This is a genomic window from Micromonospora sp. CNZ303, from assembly GCF_004345505.1.
On the sequence record NZ_SLVT01000028.1, the window covers coordinates 22,691 to 41,989 of the forward strand.

Below are 19,299 nucleotides of genomic sequence, written 5' to 3' on the forward strand. Positions count from 1 at the left end.
TCGTCGTCCTCGTCGAGCCGGCAGGCTGACGTTCGTCACCATGGTCGTCGGCGAACCGGCCCCCGGTCAGTCCGGGAGTTCGGGGCGGGCGAAGGGGGCGGCCGGCCCGACGGTGAGGTCGGCCGGCGCGGGCGGCAGCCCGTCGTCCGTCAGGTCCCGCGACCTGCGGCGGCGCCAGCCCACCGGCTCCGCCCCCGCTCCGCCGTCCGCCCCGGCCCCGGCACCCGCCTCGGTCCCGTCTTCCGCCTCGGTCCCGCCGTCGGACTTCCCGGCGATCCGGGCCGCGTCGGCCGGGGCCAGCTTCAGCGCCGCCGCGAAGAGCGCACAGGCGAGGAACGCCGTCACCAGGCCCCGGCCGTACTCGACCTGGAACCCGTCGTCCGTGGAGTAGAAGAAGACGCGTTGGGCGGCCTCGTCGAGCGAGGCCGTGGCCGCGACCAGCAGCCCCAGCAGCGCCCCGGCCACGGCCAGCCCGGCGAGCCGGGCGTTCGGACGCACCGCGGGGGTGCCGCGCAGCGCGAGCACCACCGCGCAGACCAGGGCGAACAGCCCGACCAGGTAGCCCACCCCGAACCCACCGACGTCGGACACCCCGCCCGGCACCCGCAGCGGCGTGTTGCCCTGCGGGCCGCCGTTGGGGATGGTCATCACCTGCCACTCGCCGAGCATCGAGGCGAGGGCGGCCACCGCGCCGAGCGCCGCGAGCAGCACGGGGAGCCGGGGGTCCCGGCCCAGGCCGGAGAACGTACGCCCGAACCGCCCGGGCCTGTCCGGCTGCGCGGTGCCCCACTCCAGGACGGCGGCACCGTCGGACCGGTGTTCCTGCCGGGGAATGGGGGAACTCTGGGACATCGGCCACCCTTCCGCGTTCGCGGGCCTGCCCCGAATCATGACACAGTACGCACCCGGTGACGCGGAGCGTGAACGGTCGCCGGAGGGTGCCCGTTGGGCTAGCGTCGGGTGCATGCCTATCCGTACCGCTTCCGCACAATGGCAGGGCAACCTCACCGAGGGGTCCGGCACGATCCGCACCGGCAAGGGCGGGCTGGAGGGGAACTACTCCTTCAAGTCCCGTTTCGAGGAGGGTGAGGGCACCAACCCGGAGGAGCTGATCGGCGCGGCCCACGCCGGCTGCTTCTCGATGGCCTTCTCCAAGGCGCTCGCCGAGGCCGGCTCGCCGCCCACCTCCGTGGAGACCACCGCCAAGGTCCACCTCGACAAGACCGACGCCGGAATGGCGGTGACCCGGATCGAGCTGGACACCGTCGGCCAGGTGCCCGGCATCGACGAGGCGCAGTTCACCAAGCTCGCGGAGACCGCCAAGGAGAACTGCCCGATCTCCCGCCTGCTCGCACCGGGCGCCCAGATCAGCCTGACCGCGCGCCTCGCCTCCTGACCGTCCCCGTCGTCGGCGTCGACCGCCACGGGAACACGCTCCCCGTGGCGGCCCGCCGAGTCGGGCCGGGCGCGCGCGGTCGGCGGGTTCCGGACGGTCGGCCGCAGGCTCCGGACCCGTGACGGGCGGCCGGCTGCCGGCTCCGACCGACCCCGGCGGCCGAGCCGGGCCGGCGGACTGACCGGCGCGGGCGGGCCGTGTCGTCGGGCAGAATGGGCGGGGTGCCGGTGGAGATGAGTCGCGAGCGCTTCGAGGAGCTGGTCGGCGACGCGCTCGACGAGGTGCCCGAGGAACTCCTCGCCCTGATGAGCAACGTCGTGATCCTGGTGGAGGACGACCCGCCCCCCGGCGAGGACCTGCTCGGCCTCTACGAGGGGCACGCCCTCACCGAACGCGGCTGGGACTACGCCGGCGTGCTGCCGGACCGCATCCTGATCTACCGCAACCCCATCCTGCGCATCTGCGACGACGACGAGGACGTCGTCGACGAGGTCGCGGTGACGGTGGTGCACGAGATCGCCCACCACTTCGGCATCGACGACGCCCGCCTGCACGAGCTGGGCTGGGGCTAGCGGGTGGCGGTTGCCACCGTCGCCTACCGTCGGTCCAGGTACCGCGAACTCAGGAGGCACTTCCATGCGCAGCGAGCTGTTCTCGGCGGAGAACCTTGAGAAGGAGTCCGCGCAGCCCGGCATGCGGCTGCAGAACTCCAAGATGTTGAAGGTCGAACTCAACGGCGAGGTGATGGCCCGGGTCGGGTCGATGGTCGCCTACCAGGGGCAGGTGCAGTTCCAGGCGCTCGGCTCCGGCGGGCTCGGCAAGTTCCTGAAGCAGAAGCTGACCGGCGAGGGCGTCCCGCTGATGAAGGTCTCCGGCCGGGGTGACGTCTTCCTCGCCGACTTCGCCAAGGACGTGCACGTCATCGACCTGGAGCCCGGCGACGCGCTCTCCATCAACGGCTCCAGCGTGCTGGCCTTCGACTCCACCCTCCAGTACGACATCCGGATGGTCGGCGGGGCCGGCATGGCGTCCTCGTCGGGCCTGTTCAACTGCGTCTTCAGCGGTTACGGCCGGATCGCCATCACCACCAAGGGCACCCCGGTGGTGCTCAGCGTCGACGCCCCCACCTACGTCGACCCGCAGGCGGCGGTCTGCTGGTCGGCCAACCTCCAGACCGGCTACCACCGCGCCGAGCAGCTCGGCCTCGGCACGCTGCTGGGCCGGACCACCGGCGAGGCGTTCACGATGAGCTTCGCCGGCCAGGGCTTCGTCGTCGTCCAGCCCTCCGAGGAGCCGCCCGTCATGGGCAGCGGCTCCCAGGAGCAGCAGGGCGGGCTCCTCGGCGGCCTGCTCAGCTGAGGCACGCCCCGCACCACCTCGCACCGCCCCCGCGCCGCGTCGACCGGCCCCACCGGATCCGACGCCGGTCGGGGGCGGTGCCGTTGCGGGGCCCGGGGTCGGCCCCGGGGCGGTCCCGGGCCGGCCGTCAGCCGAGGTCGCCGGCGCGCAGGCGGGCCAGCCAGGCGGCAGCGTCGGCGTAGTCGGCGTCCGAGAGGCCGGCGGGGGCCGGGATCGGGCGGTCGCCCGTCCCGGGGAAGCGGTGCCGGGGGTACGAGCCCAGGAAGCGCACGTCGGCGCAGACCCGGCGCAGCCCCTGCAACGCCTCGCCCAGGCGTACGTCCGCCACGTGCCCGGCGCAGTCGAGGAAGAAGACGTAGCGGCCGAGCGCCTCCCCGGTCGGGCGGGACTCGATCCGGCTCATGTTGACCCCGCGGACGGCCAGCTCCATCAGCACCGACAGCAGCGCGCCCACCCGGTCGTGCGCGATGTAGACCGCCAGGGACGTCACGTCGTCGCCCGTCGGCGGCGGGGGCGGCCCGGGGCGGGACACCAGCGCGAAGCGGGTCACCGCGTCCGGGTGGTCGGCGATCTTGTCGGCGAGCACGTCGAGCCGGTGCCGCCCGGCCCCGATCGGGGCGCAGATCGCCGCGTCGTACTCGCCGGCGGCTGCTCCGGCGGCGGCGGCGCCGTTGGAGAGCACGTCGACCACGACGGCATCGGGCAGGTGCGCGCGCAGCCAGCCGCGGCACTGGGTGGACGCCTGCGGGTGGGCGGCGACGCTGCGCACGTGCGGGAGCGTCGTGCCGGGCCGCGCGGCGAGCACGAACTCGACCGGCAGGACCACCTCGCGGGTGATCACCAGGGGTTCGCCCTCGGCGAGTTCGTCCAGGGTCACCCCGACGGCGCCGCCGATCGAGTTCTCCAGCGGCACCAGGGCCGCGTCCGCCTCCCCGGTCCGTACGCCCTCCAGCGCCTCGGGGACGCTGCGGGCCGGCGTGCGGCTGCCCCGCTCGGCGGCGGGGATGCTCTTCAACGCCTGCTCGGCGAAGGTGCCCTCCGGCCCGAGATAGACGAAGCGCGTCGGCGGTGTTCCCGGCATGGCGACAGCCTACGCACCCGGTACGCCGAGCGACCCGCCCTCGCAGACGCGCGTCCGGATACCGGGCGGCCCGGCGGCGCGGACCTCGGCGGTGCAGACGTCGGTGCCGGCGGTGACCAGGCGCGGGGCGTTCGGCCGCCCCTGGGTGATCACCTGGAGCGTCTCGTGCCCGGTCACGTCGAGCACCGTGTAGTGCCACTCGCCGGCGCAGAGCGGCCCGGTCCGCACCCGGACCCGGACGCCGTTCGGCAGCACGCCACCCCGGCCCCGCACCAGGTCGACGATCCGCGCTCCCGAGGGGCCGTCCGGGCACGGGACCGCGACCAGGCCGGGGTCGACCGTGGGGGTGATCCCTCCGGCGCCGGGCAGGCCGGTGGTGGGCGGGGGCGTCGGCGCGGCACCGGGCGTGGCGGGGAGCGCGGTGCGGGTCGGGGCGGTGGTCGGGGCGGGACGGCGCAGCTCCGGTGGGGTGCCGCAGCCGGCGAGGGGCAGCGCGGCCAGCAGCACGACGGCGGCGAGGCGGCGGGCGTACGCCGGCGGGGCCGGGCGGGACGAGGCCCGTACGGGCGGCAGGGGCGGAGCCGACGGGGCGCACGGGCGAACCGCTCCGGGCCGGGCCGGGCGGCCGGGCGGTCGGGCGGGCGTGGCGGGGCGCGAGGGGGTGGGCGGCACGGCCGATCCTCGGGACATCGGGGAGCGTCACTGCGGCCGGGAGGCCGAGCCCATCCTAGGAGGAACCAGCGGCCGGGTGAAGATCAGCCGAGGACGCGATGGCCGGCACGCTCCAGCGCGGCGGTCGCCTCGCGGAGCCGTACGGCGGGAACCAGCAGGTAGTCGGTGTCGTAGGTGGAGAAGGCGACCACGCTGACCCGGGCTGCGGCGAGGGGGTCCACCAGTGCGGCGAGGGTGCCGCTGACCGCCAGGTCGAGCGGTTCGGCGACCCGCAGGCAGCGCCAGTCGGTCTCGCCGACGGCCTGCTCGGGCGCCCGGTCGGCGGGGCAGATCAGCGAGATCCCGTCGGCCGTCCAGCTCACCGTGACGACGTCGCCGTTGCTCAGCCCGCCCGACAACTCGGGCGGCAGGGCGGAGCCGGCGGCCAGGCGGCACACGGCGTACTTCCCCGGCAGCAGAGCGATATCGAGCATGAGGGCACCTTACGGCCTCGGTGCGGGCCCGCCCCAGATTCGCCGCGTGCGGCGAACGCCACATCCCGCCGCTGGTCAGACCGGGGAGAAGAACGTGAGTGAGCCGGCGACCGTCCCGCTGGTGAACACCGGGGTGGAGATCGCGTCGACGGTCGAGTCCGGCGCGTCGGTCGACGCGGCCTGGACCCGGAGCAGCCCTCGGGCCAGCCGCCCGGAGGAGAGCGCGAGCAGCGGCGGGATCTTGTCGATCTCGGGCTCGGTCAGCTCGCAGCGGTTGGCGGTGAAGTCGAGCAGCCGTAGCCCGCCGTCGAGCAGCGGCAGCCCGGTCACGTCCTCCGGGTCGCCGAGGCAGAGCAGCTCGCAGCCGGCGACGGAGACGGCGACGACCCTCGTCCCGGCGTCGATCAGCAAACACGGCTCGTCGGCGTGGGAGACGGTCGACGACCACCGACCGAGGTTGTCGAACTCCTGCCCTGTCGGTGTTCCCGCCGTCGGCACGAACACGTCAGAGAGCGAGAGTTCGACGTGGGCCACCGCGCCTCCTATGTACACCGACGGTCCGTCCACGCTAGCCGGTCGTCGCGGGTGACGCCGACCGCGCGTGGTCACCGGGCCGCCGGTCGGTGAGGGAGTGCCCTGACCAGGCGGCCGGCGACGGCGCGACCGACGGGTGCCGACCGGCACCCGGGTGCGTGGCGTCGCCGGTGACGTTACCGTCGGTTGGCCGGCTTGTCAGCGGCCGTTCGGCCGCCCTCGTACCACCGGTAGTCCGCAGCCGGCCGGTACGCGCCGTTCACCCAGGTCTCCGGGTGCTGCGCGACCCGCGAGAGCTTCTCGGCCGTGGCCGGACTGATCCGGCTGCCCCCGGCGACGAGCAGGCGGTCCAGCTCGCGGTGGGTGGCCATGAGGCAGTCCTTCGGCAGGCCGTAGACGCTGATGACGCCGGAGCCGACGAAGGTCAGCACCGGCGTCACCGGGATCGGCAGCCCCACGGCGTCGGAGAGGGCCTTGCTGGCCCGCTTGGCGTCGCGGCGGGCCTCGGCCACGTAGGGCGGGCGCTTGCCGTTGATCTGGACCACGTCGCCGGCCACCAGCACCCGGGCCCGGCCGTGGTCGGCGATGGTGACCGCGAAGAGCCCGCTCGGCCCGATGGCGAGGAAGCCGGCACGTTCGTCGCGCTCGTGGTCGAGCAGGAGATCGGCGGCGTCCGTGCGGGGCCACTCGATGACGTGCCACGCGGGCCCGAGATGGTCGAGCCGGCCGAGCGCCCGTGCCCCGGCCGCCTCCAGCCGCCGGGCGCCCCGCTCCGCCCTGCGGCGGCGGGCCCACTCCAACGGGGACGGACGGACGGGTGTGAGCACCCCCGGCGACTCCACGCGGGGGTGTGGCACCGCCGCGGGCGGCAGTGCCCGGGCGGACGGTACGGCTTGACGAGCGGGAAAGACAGTCATCGCGACCTCCGGCAAAAGGTCCCTCGAAGTTATGTCCTCACTACCCTACGTTGCCAGTCCCCTGTGTCGGCAAGTTGGAACGCCGGAGTGAGTGTGGATGAATGCCATATTCATCCACCCCTGTTTTATCGGATGCCGCCAAACCCTGCCCTACGCTGCGAGGGTGACCCACTACGTGGACAGCGAAGTCGGTCGGCTCGGGACGGTGCTGCTGCACCGCCCCGGTCCTGAGTTGGCCCGGCTCACCCCCCGGAACAACGACACGCTCCTCTTCGACGCCATCCCATGGGTCGGACGGGCCCAGGAGGAGCACGACGCCTTCGCCGCCGCCCTGCGCGAGCGCGGCGTCGAGGTCCTCTACCTTGCCACCCTCCTCGCCGAGACGCTCGCCGTCGCCGACGCGCGGGCCGAACTCACCGGGGAGGTGCTCCGTTCGCCCAGACTCGGCGACTCGCTGCGCGCCCGGGTCGCCGACCACCTCGCGTACCTCGATCCCGTCGCGCTCGCCGACGTGCTCATCGCCGGGCTGGCCCACGAGGAGCTCCGGGTCAGCCGGGAGCGCCCGGGCGGCCTCGTCTACACCCTGATGGACCGGCACGACTTCGTCATCGACCCGCTGCCGAACCTGCTGTTCACCCGGGACTCCTCGTTCTGGGTCGGCGACCGGGTCGGGGTGACCAGCCTGGCGATGCCGGCGCGGCGACGGGAGACCACGCTGACCGACGCCATCTACCGGCACCACCCCCGCTTCGCCGGCACCGAGCTCGTCTACCAGCCCGGCCTGGAGCACCTGGAGGGCGGCGACGTGCTGCTGCTCGCGCCGGGGGTGCTGGCCGTCGGGGTGGGCGAGCGGACCACGCCCGCCGGCGCGGAACGCCTCGCCCGGCAGGTCTTCGCCGCCGGGCTCGCGCACACCATCCTCGTCGTCCCGATCGCCCAGGAACGGGCGACCATGCACCTCGACACCGTCTGCACGATGGTGGACGTGGACGCCGTGCTGATGTACCCGAACATCGCCCACACGCTGTCGGCGTACACGGTGATCGCCGGGGCGGACGGTGAGGACCCGCGGGTGGACGGCCCGGCGCCGTTCCTGCGGGCCGCCGCCGACGCGATGGACCTGCCCCAGCTCCGGGTCATCGACACCGGCCTGGACCCGGTGACCGCGGAACGCGAGCAGTGGGACGACGGCAACAACACCCTGGCCATCGCGCCCCGGCTCTGCGTGGGCTACGAGCGCAACACGGAGACCAACGCGCAGCTGGAGCGGGCCGGCATCGAGGTGATCCCGATCGCCGGCTCGGAGCTGGGCTCGGGCCGGGGCGGACCACGCTGCATGTCCTGCCCGCTGGTCCGCGAGCCGCTGGGCCCACCGGTGTGAGGAAGGGCCCCTTCCTATACCGAATACGTTAGGAAGGGGCCCTTCCTTACACCGCAGCCGCCGCGCGAGGCGGGCGCGGCGGGGCGAGGGCACAGGGCGGGCGGGGTGTCCGGCTCAGCGCAGGGTGAGTTGGCGGCCGAGCAGGCCGTGGCGGGCCCGGCGGCCGGCGGCGTCCAGCGGGGCGGGCTCGGCGAGCGCCTCCGCGTACCGCTTGGCGAAGTCGGCGACGGGCTGCTCCCAGTCGGCGGCCGGGACGTCCTCCGGCAGGTCCCAGACGGGCACCAGCCGGCCGTGGGCCCGGAACATGCCCGCGAAGCGGGTGTTCTCGCCGAGCACCAGCGTGCCGGCGACGCTCAGCCGCGACAGCGCGTCCAGCGCGGCGTCCTCGTCGTCGGGCAGCACCCAGCGCACGTGCGCCTTCTCCGGCACCTGGCACCAGTACGCGGCCCGGGCGGCGGCGAGCCGCACCGTGGGGTAGATCGCGGCGTTCGCCCGCTCCAGGGACGCCTGCACGTTCGGGTCGTCGCCGGCCCCCGGGTCGAGCCAGAACTCGAACCCGTCGTGCATGCTGACCTCCAGCGGGCCGTCGGCGAGGACGTCCTGCAACCGGGGGCCGGGGCCGGGCAGCGGCGGCACGGGCACCGGGCGGCCCGGCTCGGCCCGCAGCGCGCAGAGCAGCGCCTCGGCCAGGTCCCGGGAGACGTCGCCCGACTGGAGGTGACGCTGGAGCCCGATGAGGACCCGCCCGTCCGGCTTGGTCATGGCAGGGGTGGCCATCGGCAGCACGGTGGCCAGGGTGACCTCCCGGTCGCCGAACTCCTCGACCAGGGCGGGGGCCAGCCGCAGCGGCGCGGAGGCGGCCGGCACCAGTTCCCGCAGGGCGATCCACTCCGGCTCGTCGGTCAGCCCCTCGAACGGTCGGGGCACGAAGATGTCCCGTACCTTCTCCCGCTTGGGGGTGGCTTCGGCGGCCCGCTGGCTCTTTCGACGCTTGCTCACGGCGACACAGCCTAGAGGCCCCGGCGGCCCGGTGGGGCGGGACCCGCCCTCGCGGTCGGTCAGCCGGCCACCGCAAGGTCCGACCGGGTGACGTCGGCGGGGTCGAACTCGGCCCACACGCTCTGGCCCAGGCCGTCGCGCTCGACGCCCCAGCGGTCGGCCAGCCCGGAGATGATGTGCAGCCCCCGCCCGTCGACGGCGTCGGTGTCGGCGATCCGCATCGTGGGGCCCGCGGCGGCGCCGCCGTCGGTCACCCGGAGCTGCACCTGCTGGCCGCCGGACGAGTCGCGCAGCCGCCAGGCCACCCGGACCACTCCGCCGGGCAGCGGGTCGGCGTGCCGGACCGCGTTGCCGACCAGCTCGGCGAGGACCGCGACGAGGTCGGCCAGGAGCGGCGGGGGTACGACGTCGGCCAGCTCCTCGGCGAGGCGTCGCCGCGCCACCCGCGCCCCAGCGGCGTGGTGGGGGACCACCACGCACCATGCCCGATCGGCAGCTCCCGTCAACACCTTCGTCCCTTTCCCGCCCCCGTTGCCCGTCGCCGGTCACCCGCGGGGCAGCCGCACCTCTGCGACCGTACCGCCACCGGCCCTCGGCCGTAGGGATACCCATCCATTCTGCTGTTCAACGATCCGACGGACGAGATAGAGGCCGAGTCCGGCCCCGGCGTAGCGGCGGCGGTCGCCCGACTCGCCCTGCCAGAACCGGTCGAAGGCCCGCTCCACGTGCTCCGGCCGGATGCCGATGCCCCGGTCGCGTACCTGGAAGGAGACCGTCGACCCGTCCGCGTCGGCGGTGATTTCGATGAGCGAGCCAGGCTCGGAGTACTTGCCGGCGTTCGTGCACAGCTCCGTGAGCATGGTGGCGAGGCTCAGCCGGTGGCCGAGCGCCTTGGGCAGGTCCGCGGGGAGGCGGAGGACGAGCCGCTGCCGCAGCTCCGCCGGGAGGTCGACCGCCGCCGCGCGCAGCGCGTCACCGAGGTCGTACGGGGCGGGGGGCTGGTCGCCCGGCCCCGCCTCGGCGGCGGAGGAGAGCAGCCGGTCCACCAGCCGGGCCAGCTCGTTGGCGCGTTGCCCGATCACGCGGGCGGCCTGCCGCCGGTCGGTCTCGGTCAGCGACTCCCAGTGGTCGGTGAGCGTGTCCGCATAGCCCTTGATCACGGTCACCGGCGTACGCAGCTCGTGGCTGGTCACCGCCACGAAGAGGTCCCGGTCGTGGTCGCGGCGCTGCTGGTCGGTGATGTCCCGGAAGGTGACCACCCGCAGGGCGCCGGGGCCGGGCAGCTCGCCAGAGGTGATCGTGAGCCAGCGGCCGTCCGGCATCCGGTGGTCGCGCACCTGCCCGGACGGGGGCAGCGGGAAGGGCAACGGCCGGTTGAGCGCCTGGGCCACGGAACGGCCGGTGACCCGGGCGGCGGCCGGGTTCCAGAGCCGGACGTGGTTGTCCCGGTCGACGACGGCCAGGCCGTCCGCCAGCGCCGCCACCACCGGCCCGTCGCCGTGCACGGGCAGCCCGGTCTGGTCGCCGTACATGTGGGCGATGCAGGAGGCCAGGTAGCCCGCGACGGCGTGCTGCTCGGCGTCGGGCGGGTCGTCGCCGTCGGGGTAGAGCACGTGCAGGCTGCCGACCGTCAGCCCGCCGATCTCCGCGCGGGAGACCACCATCCGGAGCAGGCCCCGTTCGGCGAGCTCGGCGGAGAGCCGGCCGGTCAGCTCGTCCGTGCGGACCTGGCGCACCCGCGCGCCGGAGAGCAGGCAGACGGTGGCGGGGTCGTCGGCCGGCACGGGGTGGCCGACGGCCCACTCGGCGGCGCCGGTCGCGGCGATCACCCGACCGCCGGTCGGCGCGAACTCGACGAACGCCGTGCCCGCCGCGCCGAGCGCCGACCGGGCCACGCGGAGCAGGTGGGTGAGCACCGGAAGGCCGGTGCCGCCCGAGTTGATCATTTCGATCACCGTGGTGTGGCCGGCGATGAGAGCGGAGAGGTCGGTGCGCTCCGGCATCCTCCGAGTGTGCCCCGCCGGCCAGTCCGGGGACACCCCTGCCCGACCGGGCCTCCGCGCGCTGCCACCCCGGTCAGCGGCCCAGGCTGGCCAGCGTGTGCGCCGGCCGGTCGGTGATGATGCCGTCCACCCCGGCGGCCAGGACGAGGTCCAGGTCCGCCGGCTCGTTCACGGTCCACACGAAGACCTGGTTGCCCGCCGCCCGCAGGGCCGGCACCAGCTGCGGGCGGGCGCGCACCAGGGCGACGCCGGGGCCGGCGATCCGGGTGCCGAACGGCAGCCGCCCCGGCCGCACCCAGCGCGGCAGCACATCCAGCAGCAGCACCGTGGGCAGCGCGGGGGCCAACCCCCGAATCCGGCGTACGGCCAGCGGCGAGAACGACATGACGGTGACCCGTACCGGATCGTCCGGTTTCGGCTCGGTCAGCCCGTACCGGCGCAGCATCGCGACGAGCCGGCGCTCGACGTTCCCGCCGTGGCGGGAGGGGTGCTTGGTCTCCACCAGCAGCCGCACCGGCCTGCCCGCGGCCAGCACCGCGGCCAGCAGCCGCTCCAGGGTCAGCAGCCGCGTGTGCGACTCGTCCAGCACCTCGTCGCCGTCGGCGGGCGCGCAGCCGGGGTGCCAGGAGCCGAAGTCCAGCGTTTCCAGCTCCGCGAGGGTACGGGCGCTGACCAGTCCCTGGCCGTTGCTGGTGCGGTCGAGACGGCGGTCGTGCACGCAGACCAGGTGGCCGTCCCGGGTCAGCCGGACGTCGCACTCCAGCCCGTCCGCGCCCTCGTCGAGGGCCCGCAGGTAGGCCGCGAGGGTGTGCTCGGGCAGGTCGTGGGACGAACCGCGGTGCGCGAAGACGAGAGGGGCGTCCATCCCGACCGTCCTAGAGGACCCGGCCCGGCTGCCCGTCCTCGCGGACCACTCCTCGTCCGGCGGCGGCCCACTCACCCATCCCGCCCTCGACGTTGCGCACCTGGTCCCAGCCGTTGCGCATCAGGTAGGCGACGACCTGCGCGGAGCGCCCGCCGGAGCGGCAGATGACGGCGACGTCGCGGTCGGTCGGCACCTCGGCGATCCGGGCCGGCAGCTCCATCATCGGCAGGTGGTGCGCGCCGGGGGCGTGGCCGGCGTTCCACTCGTCGTCCTCCCGGACGTCGAGCAGGTACGCGTCGTCGGCGATCTCGGTCACGGTCACGGTGGGAACCTGGGATCCGAACACGGGCCAAGCCTAGATCCTCGCCCGGGCGGCCGGTGGCGGGCCGCCCCCGGGCGTCACAGCCGGGTGACCCACCGCGGGTTGGCCCGCGCCCAGTCCGGCACGCGGGTGTCGCGTACCGCCTCGAAGAGGCCGTTTCCGCCGTTGTCGAGCACCACGTACGACACCTGGTCGATGGTCTGGGGGTGGGAGGGGACCTGCACGCCGCGCAGCGCGTCCGCCGGCAGGTCGCGCAGGGCGAGGACCAGGTCCTCCAGCCGTACGCCGTTGGTGTCCACGGTCAACGAGCCGCCCACGGCGCGGATCACCTGGTCCAGCTTGACCGGGTTGGTCCGCAGCGACGTCTCACTCGTGCGCTCCAGCACCGCCCGGAGCAGTTGCTGCTGGTGGGTCTGCCGGTCGTAGTCGCCGCCCGGCAGGTCGTAGCGCTGGCGGACGTAGTCCAGCGCCTCACCGCCGTCCATCTGCTGGCAGCCGGGCGTGAAGATGCGGTCGGTGTGGATCGAGCGGACCTCGGTGTCCACGCACATGCGTACGCCGCCGAGCAGGTCGATGACCTTGCGGAAGCCGGAGAAGTCGATCAGGGCCGCGCCGTCGAAGCGGATGCCGGTCAACCGGGACAGGGTGGCCGAGAGCAGGCGGGTGCCCGGCTGGCCGCCGCCGCCGTGCTCGTACGCCGCATTGATCTTGTCCTGGCCGCCGCCGTAGCCGTTGCCGGCGGGGATGGCGACGAGCAGGTCCCGGGGGACGGAGACCAGGTACGCCTCGCGCCCGCCGGCGGGGACGTGCACGATGAGGATGGTGTCCGAGCGTCGGTCCGCCGCGCTGCCGCTCTGCCAGCGGTCGGTCCCCACCAGCAGGTAGTTCAGGGGCCCGTCGGGGTCGGTGCGTTCCCGGCGGGCGGTGGGGTCGAGCAGTTGTTCCCGGACGACGCTGCGGTCGTACCGGTCGCTCAGCGCCTCCAGGCCCGCCACGGCGAGCCCGGCCAGCAGCACCAGGGCCACGCCCAGGCCGAGCAGCAGCCGGGGCCAGCGGACGCGGGGCGGCCGGGCGGGCCGGGTGTCGGTCCCGGCCCGGCCCCGACCGTCGCCCGTCGATCTGGACGTGACGCCTCCCCGCGACCCGTACGTGAATCCCTCTCACGTCAGGCTACGAGTCGACCACGGCGGTCCGGGCCGCTTCGCCGACATCGCCCGGCGAACCGCCCCGGGCCGGCGCTACTCGCGGCTGGAGACCACCTCGGGGTTGGCGAAGACGAATTCGGCCAGCTTGTCCTGTTTCACCGCGCGGAACATGTCCATCGTCTGGGCGCTGAGCGTCTCGCGGGTGCCGTCGCTGTGGAAGGTGCCGCCGTTCGTCTTCAGCATCACGAGGTCGTTGCCGGTCACCCCGCGCATGGTGAAGACGAAGTCGGGGACCGGCACGCCGGCGGTGTCGAGGATGAATGCCTTGCCGGCGGCGTCGATCAGCTTGTTCAGCTTGATCGGGTTGGTCAGCGTCCCGTCCTGGGTGGCCTTCTTCGCCATCGCCTTGATCAGCTGCTGCTGGTTCTGCTGCCGGTCGTAGTCGCCGTTCTTGAGGCTCTTGCGCTGCCGGGAGTAGTCCAGCGCCGCCCAGCCCTCCATCTCGCGGCAGCCCTTCTTGTGCACCACGGGCGTCCGCTGCTTGCCGGTCTTCTTCGCGTCCGCGTTCCACATCGGCTTGCCGTCCACGTACGACATGTGGATCGACTCGACCTCCTGCTTGACGCAGATGCGCACCGTGCCGAGAGCCTCGATGACGTTCTTGAATCCGCCGAAGTTGATGATGGCCGCGCCGTCGAAGCTGATCCCGGTCATCTTCTTGATCGTCTGTGCCATCAGCTGGGCGCCGCCCTCCCAGCCGCCGCCGTTGCGGGCGCCGGCCTGGAACGCCGCGTTGATCTTGTCGGTGCCGCCCGAGTAGCCGCTCTTCTTGAACGCCGGGATCTGGGCCTCGGTGTCCCGGGGGATCGAGATCAGGTACGCCTGGTCGTGCGTCGCCGGGATGTGCAGCACGATGATGCTGTCCGCCCGCACGTCGTCGGCGGCCCACCGCTCCCGGGCGTCCACACCGAGCAGCAGCATGTCGATCGGGCCGTCCAGGCTGGCGCCACCCTCGGCGTCGGTCTTGCCGGCGTCACCGAGGAGGTTGCGCTGGGCGATGTTGCCGGTGGCGCTGCTGATCAGCGCCTTGCTGCCGACGATGGCCGCTCCGCTGGCCACCATCAGCACGGCACCGAAGATCAGGGTGAGTCGGGCCCAGAGCGGGTCCTTGCGGCGCGACCGCTTCTTCGCGGACCCGCCACCGGGCTTGCCGCCCTTGACGGGCTGCTTCGGGATGCTCGTGGAGGCCCGGACCGGGCCACGGGGGGACTCCAGCGCCGGAGGGCGACGGCTGGTCTGAACCGGCATGCGTGCTCCAGCTCGCGTTGTCAGGGGGCGGGATCACTTTACGGACGCTTTCCCGTCCTGGCGAGGTCGTCCGACCGTCAAATACCGTTCGTACGGCCGTCATCCAGGAAAACTGACCGAACGGACAGATCGATACGGCTGGTCGGCGGTTGGCTCACAGGAAGCGCTCGGCCGGCCCTCCGAATCGTGATGACGTTCGTCGATCACGGGAGGGCCGGCCGGCGGATCTGGTCAGTTTCCGGTGCCGTCCTTCTTCTTCTGGTTGGCCTCGACCCAGGCCGTCATGGTGTCGGCCGACATCGCCTTGTACATGGTCAGCGCCTTCTCCTTGTCCGACACCACCACCGACTCACCGTCGATGGTCTGGCTGCCGACGTGCGGGCTGGTCACGAAGGTGAGGTTCTCGCCGCGCAGGTTGCGGAACTGGACCCCCATGTCGACCAGCGAGAAGCCCTGGTCGACGGTGACCGCGGCGGTGACCGACTTGAGGAAGTCGTTCAGCTTCTTCGGATTGGTCAGCGTGCCCGTGCTCGCCGCCTTGTCCATCAGGGCGCGGAGGAACTCCTGCTGGTGCCGCATCCGGGCGAAGTCGCCGTCCGGGAACTGCTTGCGCTGCCGGATCCAGTCCAGCGCCTCGGCGCCGTCCATGTGGTTGGTGCCCTTGGTGAACGTCCGGTACGGCTTGTGGATCGAGGTGACGGTCCGCTCGACCTTCAGGTCGACGCCGCCGAGGGCGTCGGTGACCTGCTTGAAGCCGGCGAAGTCGATCGCCATCACGTGGTCGAGCCGCACGTCGGTGAAGCACTCCACCGTCCGGACGGCCAGCGGCAGCCCGCCGAAGGCGAAGGCGGCGTTGATCTTCCCCCGCTGCCCGCTGCCGCAGTCGGCGTTGGCGCCCTCCGGGATCGGCACGTAGAGGTCACGGGGAATGGAGACCAGGTAGGCCTTCTGGTGGTCCGACGGGATGTGCATCACGATGATCGTGTCGGCCCGCCACTTGCTGGACTTGTCCACCGGGGCGTCCGGGTCCCGGGAGTCGCTGCCCACCAGCAGGATGTTCAGGGCGCCGTCCACCGCCTTGGCCGGGCGGCCCCCCGTGATCTCCGAGAACGGGTCGGTGCGGGCGAGGTCGTCGTCGAGGCCGCGGGCGTAGAACCAGGCGCCCACCCCGCCGAGCAGCGCGAGCACCAGCACGGCCACGCCGGCCACCAGGGCGATCCGGCCCCAGCGGGGGCGGACGCCGCCCCGGCCCGGCCGGTCCGGTCCGGTCGGTCCGCCTGGCCCGGCCGGTCCGCCCGGCCCCGCGGGACCGCCCGGGCCGCCGGCCCGTGGCTCGTCCGCCGACGGGGACCAGCGGGCCTCGGCCGGCCGGGCGCGTCCGGCGTCCCGGCCGGGGCCGGGCACCGAGGCGCGCCCGGCGCTGCGGTGCAGGTGCGGGAGTGGAACTCCGGCGGGCATGGTCGCTGACATGTAACTCAGGGTACGTACGCGTAGCCACTGTCGCCCCGTGGCGCCGCCGACGTGTGCGCCGGCGGCGGGCGTTCGCTAGACCATCCGCTCGCGGAAGTACTCGATCGTGCGGCGGAGGCCGTCCTCGGGCGCCACGGTCGGCTCGTATCCGAGCAGCTCGCGGGCGAGGGTCAGGTCCGGGCGGCGCATCTCCGGGTCGTCGGCGCTGCGGGTGATGTAGGTCACCTCGGAGCTGCTCCCGGTGAGCGACACGATCGTCTCGGCCAGCTGCCGCATGCTCATCTCGTGCTCGGTGCCGCAGTTGATCGGCCCCGTCTCGCGGGAGTCGAGGAGCAGCAGGATGCCGTGCACCAGGTCGGACACGTAGCAGATCGAACGGGTCTGGTTGCCGGTGCCGTGCACGGTGATCGGCTCGCCGCGCAGCGCCTGCGAGATGAAGGTCGGGATGGCCCGGCCGTCGTCAGGGCGCATCCGCGGGCCGTACGTGTTGAAGATCCGGACGATGGCCGTGTCGAGCCCCCGGCTCCGGTGGTAGGCCATGGTGGCCGCCTCGGAGAAGCGCTTCGCCTCGTCGTAGACGGCGCGGATGCCGATCGGGTTGACGTTGCCCCAGTACGACTCGGGCTGCGGGTGCTCCTTCGGGTCCCCGTACGCCTCGGAGGTGGAGGCCATCAGGAAGCGGGCGCCGTCGGCGACCGCGCGCTCCAGCAGGTGCAGGGTGGCCACCGAGCCGACGCGGAGGATCTCCACCGGCAGCTTCTCGAAGTCGGTCGGGCTCGCCGGCGAGGCCATGTGCAGGATGGCGTCGAACCGCTCGGCCATCGCCGGGTGGTGGGTCGGCAGGCCGTCGGAGATGTCGGCCTCGACCAGGGTGAAGTTCGGCTCGTCCAGCAGGTGGGCGACGTTCTCCTTCGACCCGGTGATGAAGTTGTCGAGCGCGACCACGGTGCAGCCGCGAGCGATCAGGGAGTCCACCAGGTGCGACGGTACGAAGCCGGCGCCGCCCGTGACGAGGATGCGGTGACCGGGTCCGAAGCGGGCAACAGCGTTCATGCCGGTCAGCCTACCCACTGCCCCGAGCCGCCCTGACGCAAGGAAGGGTCCCTTGCTATCGCCAGGGCGATAGCAAGGGACCCTTCCTTGTATCTGTCGGGTCGTCAGTGGGCGCCGGCGCCGGTGACGGAACGCACCTCCAGCTCCGCGTACTTCTCCTCGTCGTGCTCCTTGGAGATCACGGTGCCGATCCACCCGCACAGGAAGCCGAACGGGATGGACAGGATGCCCGGGTTGGACAGCGGGAACCACTGCCAGTCGTGCTCGGGGAACATCGAGGTGGCCGCTCCGGAGACCACCGGCGAGAAGAACACCAGCAGTACGGCGGAGAGCAGGCCGCCGTAGATGGCCCACACCGCGCCCGAGGTGTTGAACCGCCGCCAGAACAGGCTGTAGAGGATCGCCGGCAGGTTGCCGGAGGCGGCCACCGCGAACGCCAACGCCACCAGGAAGGCCACGTTCAGGTTCTGCGCGTAGATCGACAGCACGATCGAGATCGCGCCGATCACCAGGGCGGAGACCCGGGCGACCCTGACCTCCTGCCGCTCGGACGCCTTACCGTCCTTGATCACGTTGGCGTAGAAGTCGTGCGCCAGGCTGGACGAGGAGGCCAGGGTCAGGCCGGCCACCACGGCCAGGATCGTGGCGAAGGCGACCGCCGCGATGACCGCGAGCAGGGTCGCCCCGCCGAGATCACCGCCGAGGAATTCGATGCCGAGCGCCTCGGCGAGCTGCGGCGCGGCCGTGTTGCCGGCCTTGTCCTGCGCGGTGATCGCCTCGCTGCCGACCAGCGCCGCCGCGCCGAAGCCGAGGGCCAGGGTGAGCAGGTAGAAGGTGCCGATGATGCCGATCGCCCAGAGCACGCTCTTGCGGGCCGTCTTCGCCGTCGGCACGGTGTAGAAGCGGATCAGGATGTGCGGCAGGCCGGCGGTGCCGAGCACCAGCGCGATGCCGAGCGACAGCAGGTCCATCTTGTTGTAGAAGGTCTGCGTCGCGTCGCCGGCCACCTCGACCCCGTAGCGCAACCCCGGTCCGAGGAGCGCGTCGCCCTTGCCGGAGGAGGCCGCGGCGGCGCCGAGCAGCTCCGACAGGTTGAAGTTGTACTTCGCCAGCACCAGCACCGTCATGATCGTCGCGCCGCCCATCAGCAGGAACGCCTTGACGATCTGCACGTAGGTGGTGCCCTTCATGCCGCCCACGGTGACGTAGACGATCATGAGCGCGCCGACCATGATGATGGTGGCGACCTTGGCGGTGTCGGCGTCCATGCCGAGGAACGTCGTACCCGGCTTGATGCCGAGCAGCAGGGCGACCAGCGCGCCCGCGCCGACCATCTGCGCCAGCAGGTAGAAGATCGACACCGTGATGGTGGAGACGGCGGCGGCGGTACGCACCGGGCGCTGGCGCATCCGGAAGGCCAGCACGTCGGCCATCGTGTACCGGCCGGAGTTGCGCAGCAGCTCCGCGACCAGCAGCAGCGCCACCAGCCAGGCGACCAGGAAGCCGATGGAATAGAGGAAGCCGTCGTAGCCGTAGAGGGCGATCATGCCGGCGATGCCGAGGAACGAGGCGGCCGACATGTAGTCGCCGCCGATGGCCATGCCGTTCTGGAAACCGGAGAAGGACCGGCCACCGGCGTAGAAGTCGGTGGCGGTCTTGGTCTGCCGGCTGGCCCAGATGGTGATGGCCAGGGTCACCGCCACGAAGACCAGGAAGAGCGTGATGGTGAGGTTGCGGGCGGTGGTGCTGCCCGCCTCAGCCGCGAGGACCGTGTTCATTGCCCACCTCCCCGATCTCGGCACGGATCCGGTCGGCGACCGGGTCGATCTTCCGGTCGGCGAACCGCGAGTAGAGCCAGGCGATGAGGAAGGTCGAGACGAACTGGAGCAGGCCGAAGACGAGGGCGATGTTGATGTTGCTGCCGAAGAGCTTCGTGCCCATGAAGTCCCGCGCGTACGCGGACAGGATGACGTAGAGCGCGTACCACAGGAAGAACGCGACGGTCATCGGGAAGATGAAGCCGCGCAGCGTGCGCCGCAACCCGGCGAACTCGTCCGACCGCTGCACGGCCAGGTACCGGTCCGCCGCCGAGGCCGACGGCGTGGACGCGGGTGTGTCCGTGGACATTCGTGGATCACCACCTTCACAGGCGTGGGGAGTTTCGCGCACGGTAGAAAGCGCGCTCCCCGCCACGGAAGGGCGAGATCGACGCCGGTCGGCGGCTGCGCCGAACGGCACGGTGGCTGCGCCGAGTGACGCAGCTCACTCCGTTCACCGGTACCGGGCGTCGCCCGGGTGGGCCGGACGGCCGCCGTCGACGG

At 72.9% G+C, this 19,299-nt stretch carries 21 protein-coding genes; 4 read left to right on the forward strand and 17 right to left on the reverse strand.

Annotated elements, in window-relative coordinates:
• Window positions 1-66: 66 nt before the first annotated feature.
• A complete protein-coding gene (locus EV374_RS29890) occupies window positions 67-852 on the reverse strand; it encodes a hypothetical protein (RefSeq protein ID WP_132240503.1) in 786 nt (261 codons plus the stop codon).
• 112 nt (window positions 853-964) lie between these two features.
• Between EV374_RS29890 and EV374_RS29895 the strand changes: the two genes are divergently transcribed.
• The 3 genes from EV374_RS29895 (at window position 965) to EV374_RS29905 (ending at window position 2,755) form a co-directional block, all read left to right on the forward strand.
• Window positions 965-1,396 carry an OsmC family protein gene (locus EV374_RS29895; RefSeq protein WP_132240504.1) on the forward strand — a complete coding sequence of 144 codons (432 nt, stop codon included), beginning with the start codon at window positions 965-967 and terminating at the stop codon, window positions 1,394-1,396.
• A 227-nt stretch (window positions 1,397-1,623) separates the two neighbouring features.
• Window positions 1,624-1,968, forward strand: a complete 345-nt coding sequence (locus EV374_RS29900; protein WP_172896728.1) for a metallopeptidase family protein — start codon at window positions 1,624-1,626, stop codon at window positions 1,966-1,968.
• 64 nt (window positions 1,969-2,032) lie between these two features.
• The gene (locus EV374_RS29905) at window positions 2,033-2,755 is read left to right on the forward strand and encodes an AIM24 family protein (RefSeq protein ID WP_132240505.1); all 723 of its coding nucleotides are present in this window, start codon (window positions 2,033-2,035) and stop codon (window positions 2,753-2,755) included.
• Window positions 2,756-2,882: 127 nt separating this feature from the next.
• On the opposite strand, the gene pheA is transcribed toward EV374_RS29905, so the two are convergent.
• From pheA to EV374_RS29930, 5 genes are all read right to left on the reverse strand, one after another.
• Window positions 2,883-3,836 carry a prephenate dehydratase gene (gene pheA / locus EV374_RS29910; protein WP_132240506.1) on the reverse strand — a complete coding sequence of 318 codons (954 nt, stop codon included), beginning with the start codon at window positions 3,834-3,836 and terminating at the stop codon, window positions 2,883-2,885.
• Between the two features lie 9 nt (window positions 3,837-3,845).
• Window positions 3,846-4,343, reverse strand: coding sequence for a hypothetical protein (locus tag EV374_RS29915; RefSeq protein ID WP_132240558.1), 498 nt, complete (start codon window positions 4,341-4,343; stop codon window positions 3,846-3,848).
• A 248-nt stretch (window positions 4,344-4,591) separates the two neighbouring features.
• A complete protein-coding gene (locus EV374_RS29920) occupies window positions 4,592-4,981 on the reverse strand; it encodes an ACT domain-containing protein (RefSeq protein WP_132240507.1) in 390 nt (129 codons plus the stop codon).
• A 75-nt stretch (window positions 4,982-5,056) separates the two neighbouring features.
• A complete protein-coding gene (locus EV374_RS29925) occupies window positions 5,057-5,515 on the reverse strand; it encodes a hypothetical protein (RefSeq protein WP_132240508.1) in 459 nt (152 codons plus the stop codon).
• A gap of 176 nt (window positions 5,516-5,691) precedes the next feature.
• Window positions 5,692-6,432 (reverse strand): hypothetical protein, encoded by a 741-nt coding sequence (locus tag EV374_RS29930; RefSeq protein ID WP_132240509.1) that lies wholly within the window; start codon window positions 6,430-6,432, stop codon window positions 5,692-5,694.
• A gap of 163 nt (window positions 6,433-6,595) precedes the next feature.
• Between EV374_RS29930 and EV374_RS29935 the strand changes: the two genes are divergently transcribed.
• Complete coding sequence (locus EV374_RS29935) at window positions 6,596-7,813, forward strand: arginine deiminase (RefSeq protein ID WP_132240510.1); 1,218 nt, start codon at window positions 6,596-6,598, stop codon at window positions 7,811-7,813.
• 114 nt (window positions 7,814-7,927) lie between these two features.
• On the opposite strand, the gene EV374_RS29940 is transcribed toward EV374_RS29935, so the two are convergent.
• The 11 genes from EV374_RS29940 to EV374_RS29990 all read right to left on the reverse strand — a co-directional run bounded on the left by EV374_RS29940 (window position 7,928) and on the right by EV374_RS29990 (window position 19,105).
• Complete coding sequence (locus EV374_RS29940; RefSeq protein WP_132240511.1) at window positions 7,928-8,812, reverse strand: DUF5926 family protein; 885 nt, start codon at window positions 8,810-8,812, stop codon at window positions 7,928-7,930.
• 59 nt (window positions 8,813-8,871) lie between these two features.
• Window positions 8,872-9,321, reverse strand: coding sequence for an ATP-binding protein (locus tag EV374_RS29945; protein WP_132240512.1), 450 nt, complete (start codon window positions 9,319-9,321; stop codon window positions 8,872-8,874).
• A 36-nt stretch (window positions 9,322-9,357) separates the two neighbouring features.
• Entirely contained in the window at window positions 9,358-10,815 is a 1,458-nt protein-coding gene (locus EV374_RS29950) for an ATP-binding protein (RefSeq protein WP_132240513.1), read from the reverse strand.
• 73 nt (window positions 10,816-10,888) lie between these two features.
• Window positions 10,889-11,680 (reverse strand): glycerophosphodiester phosphodiesterase family protein, encoded by a 792-nt coding sequence (locus tag EV374_RS29955; protein ID WP_132240514.1) that lies wholly within the window; start codon window positions 11,678-11,680, stop codon window positions 10,889-10,891.
• A 10-nt stretch (window positions 11,681-11,690) separates the two neighbouring features.
• Window positions 11,691-12,026, reverse strand: coding sequence for a rhodanese-like domain-containing protein (locus EV374_RS29960; RefSeq protein ID WP_132240515.1), 336 nt, complete (start codon window positions 12,024-12,026; stop codon window positions 11,691-11,693).
• 53 nt (window positions 12,027-12,079) lie between these two features.
• On the reverse strand, window positions 12,080-13,027 hold the full coding sequence (locus EV374_RS29965; RefSeq protein ID WP_486486037.1) for an LCP family protein: 948 nt from the start codon (window positions 13,025-13,027) through the stop codon (window positions 12,080-12,082).
• Window positions 13,028-13,240: 213 nt separating this feature from the next.
• Window positions 13,241-14,455 carry an LCP family protein gene (locus tag EV374_RS29970; protein ID WP_132240516.1) on the reverse strand — a complete coding sequence of 405 codons (1,215 nt, stop codon included), beginning with the start codon at window positions 14,453-14,455 and terminating at the stop codon, window positions 13,241-13,243.
• A gap of 231 nt (window positions 14,456-14,686) precedes the next feature.
• Window positions 14,687-15,925 carry an LCP family protein gene (locus tag EV374_RS29975; RefSeq protein WP_132240517.1) on the reverse strand — a complete coding sequence of 413 codons (1,239 nt, stop codon included), beginning with the start codon at window positions 15,923-15,925 and terminating at the stop codon, window positions 14,687-14,689.
• 75 nt (window positions 15,926-16,000) lie between these two features.
• Window positions 16,001-16,978, reverse strand: coding sequence for a UDP-glucuronic acid decarboxylase family protein (locus tag EV374_RS29980; protein ID WP_132240518.1), 978 nt, complete (start codon window positions 16,976-16,978; stop codon window positions 16,001-16,003).
• A gap of 104 nt (window positions 16,979-17,082) precedes the next feature.
• On the reverse strand, window positions 17,083-18,756 hold the full coding sequence (locus EV374_RS29985; RefSeq protein ID WP_132240519.1) for a solute symporter family protein: 1,674 nt from the start codon (window positions 18,754-18,756) through the stop codon (window positions 17,083-17,085).
• Entirely contained in the window at window positions 18,734-19,105 is a 372-nt protein-coding gene (locus EV374_RS29990) for a DUF485 domain-containing protein (protein ID WP_132240520.1), read from the reverse strand. Before EV374_RS29990 ends, EV374_RS29985 begins: the two co-directional genes overlap by 23 nt.
• Window positions 19,106-19,299 lie beyond the last annotated feature (194 nt).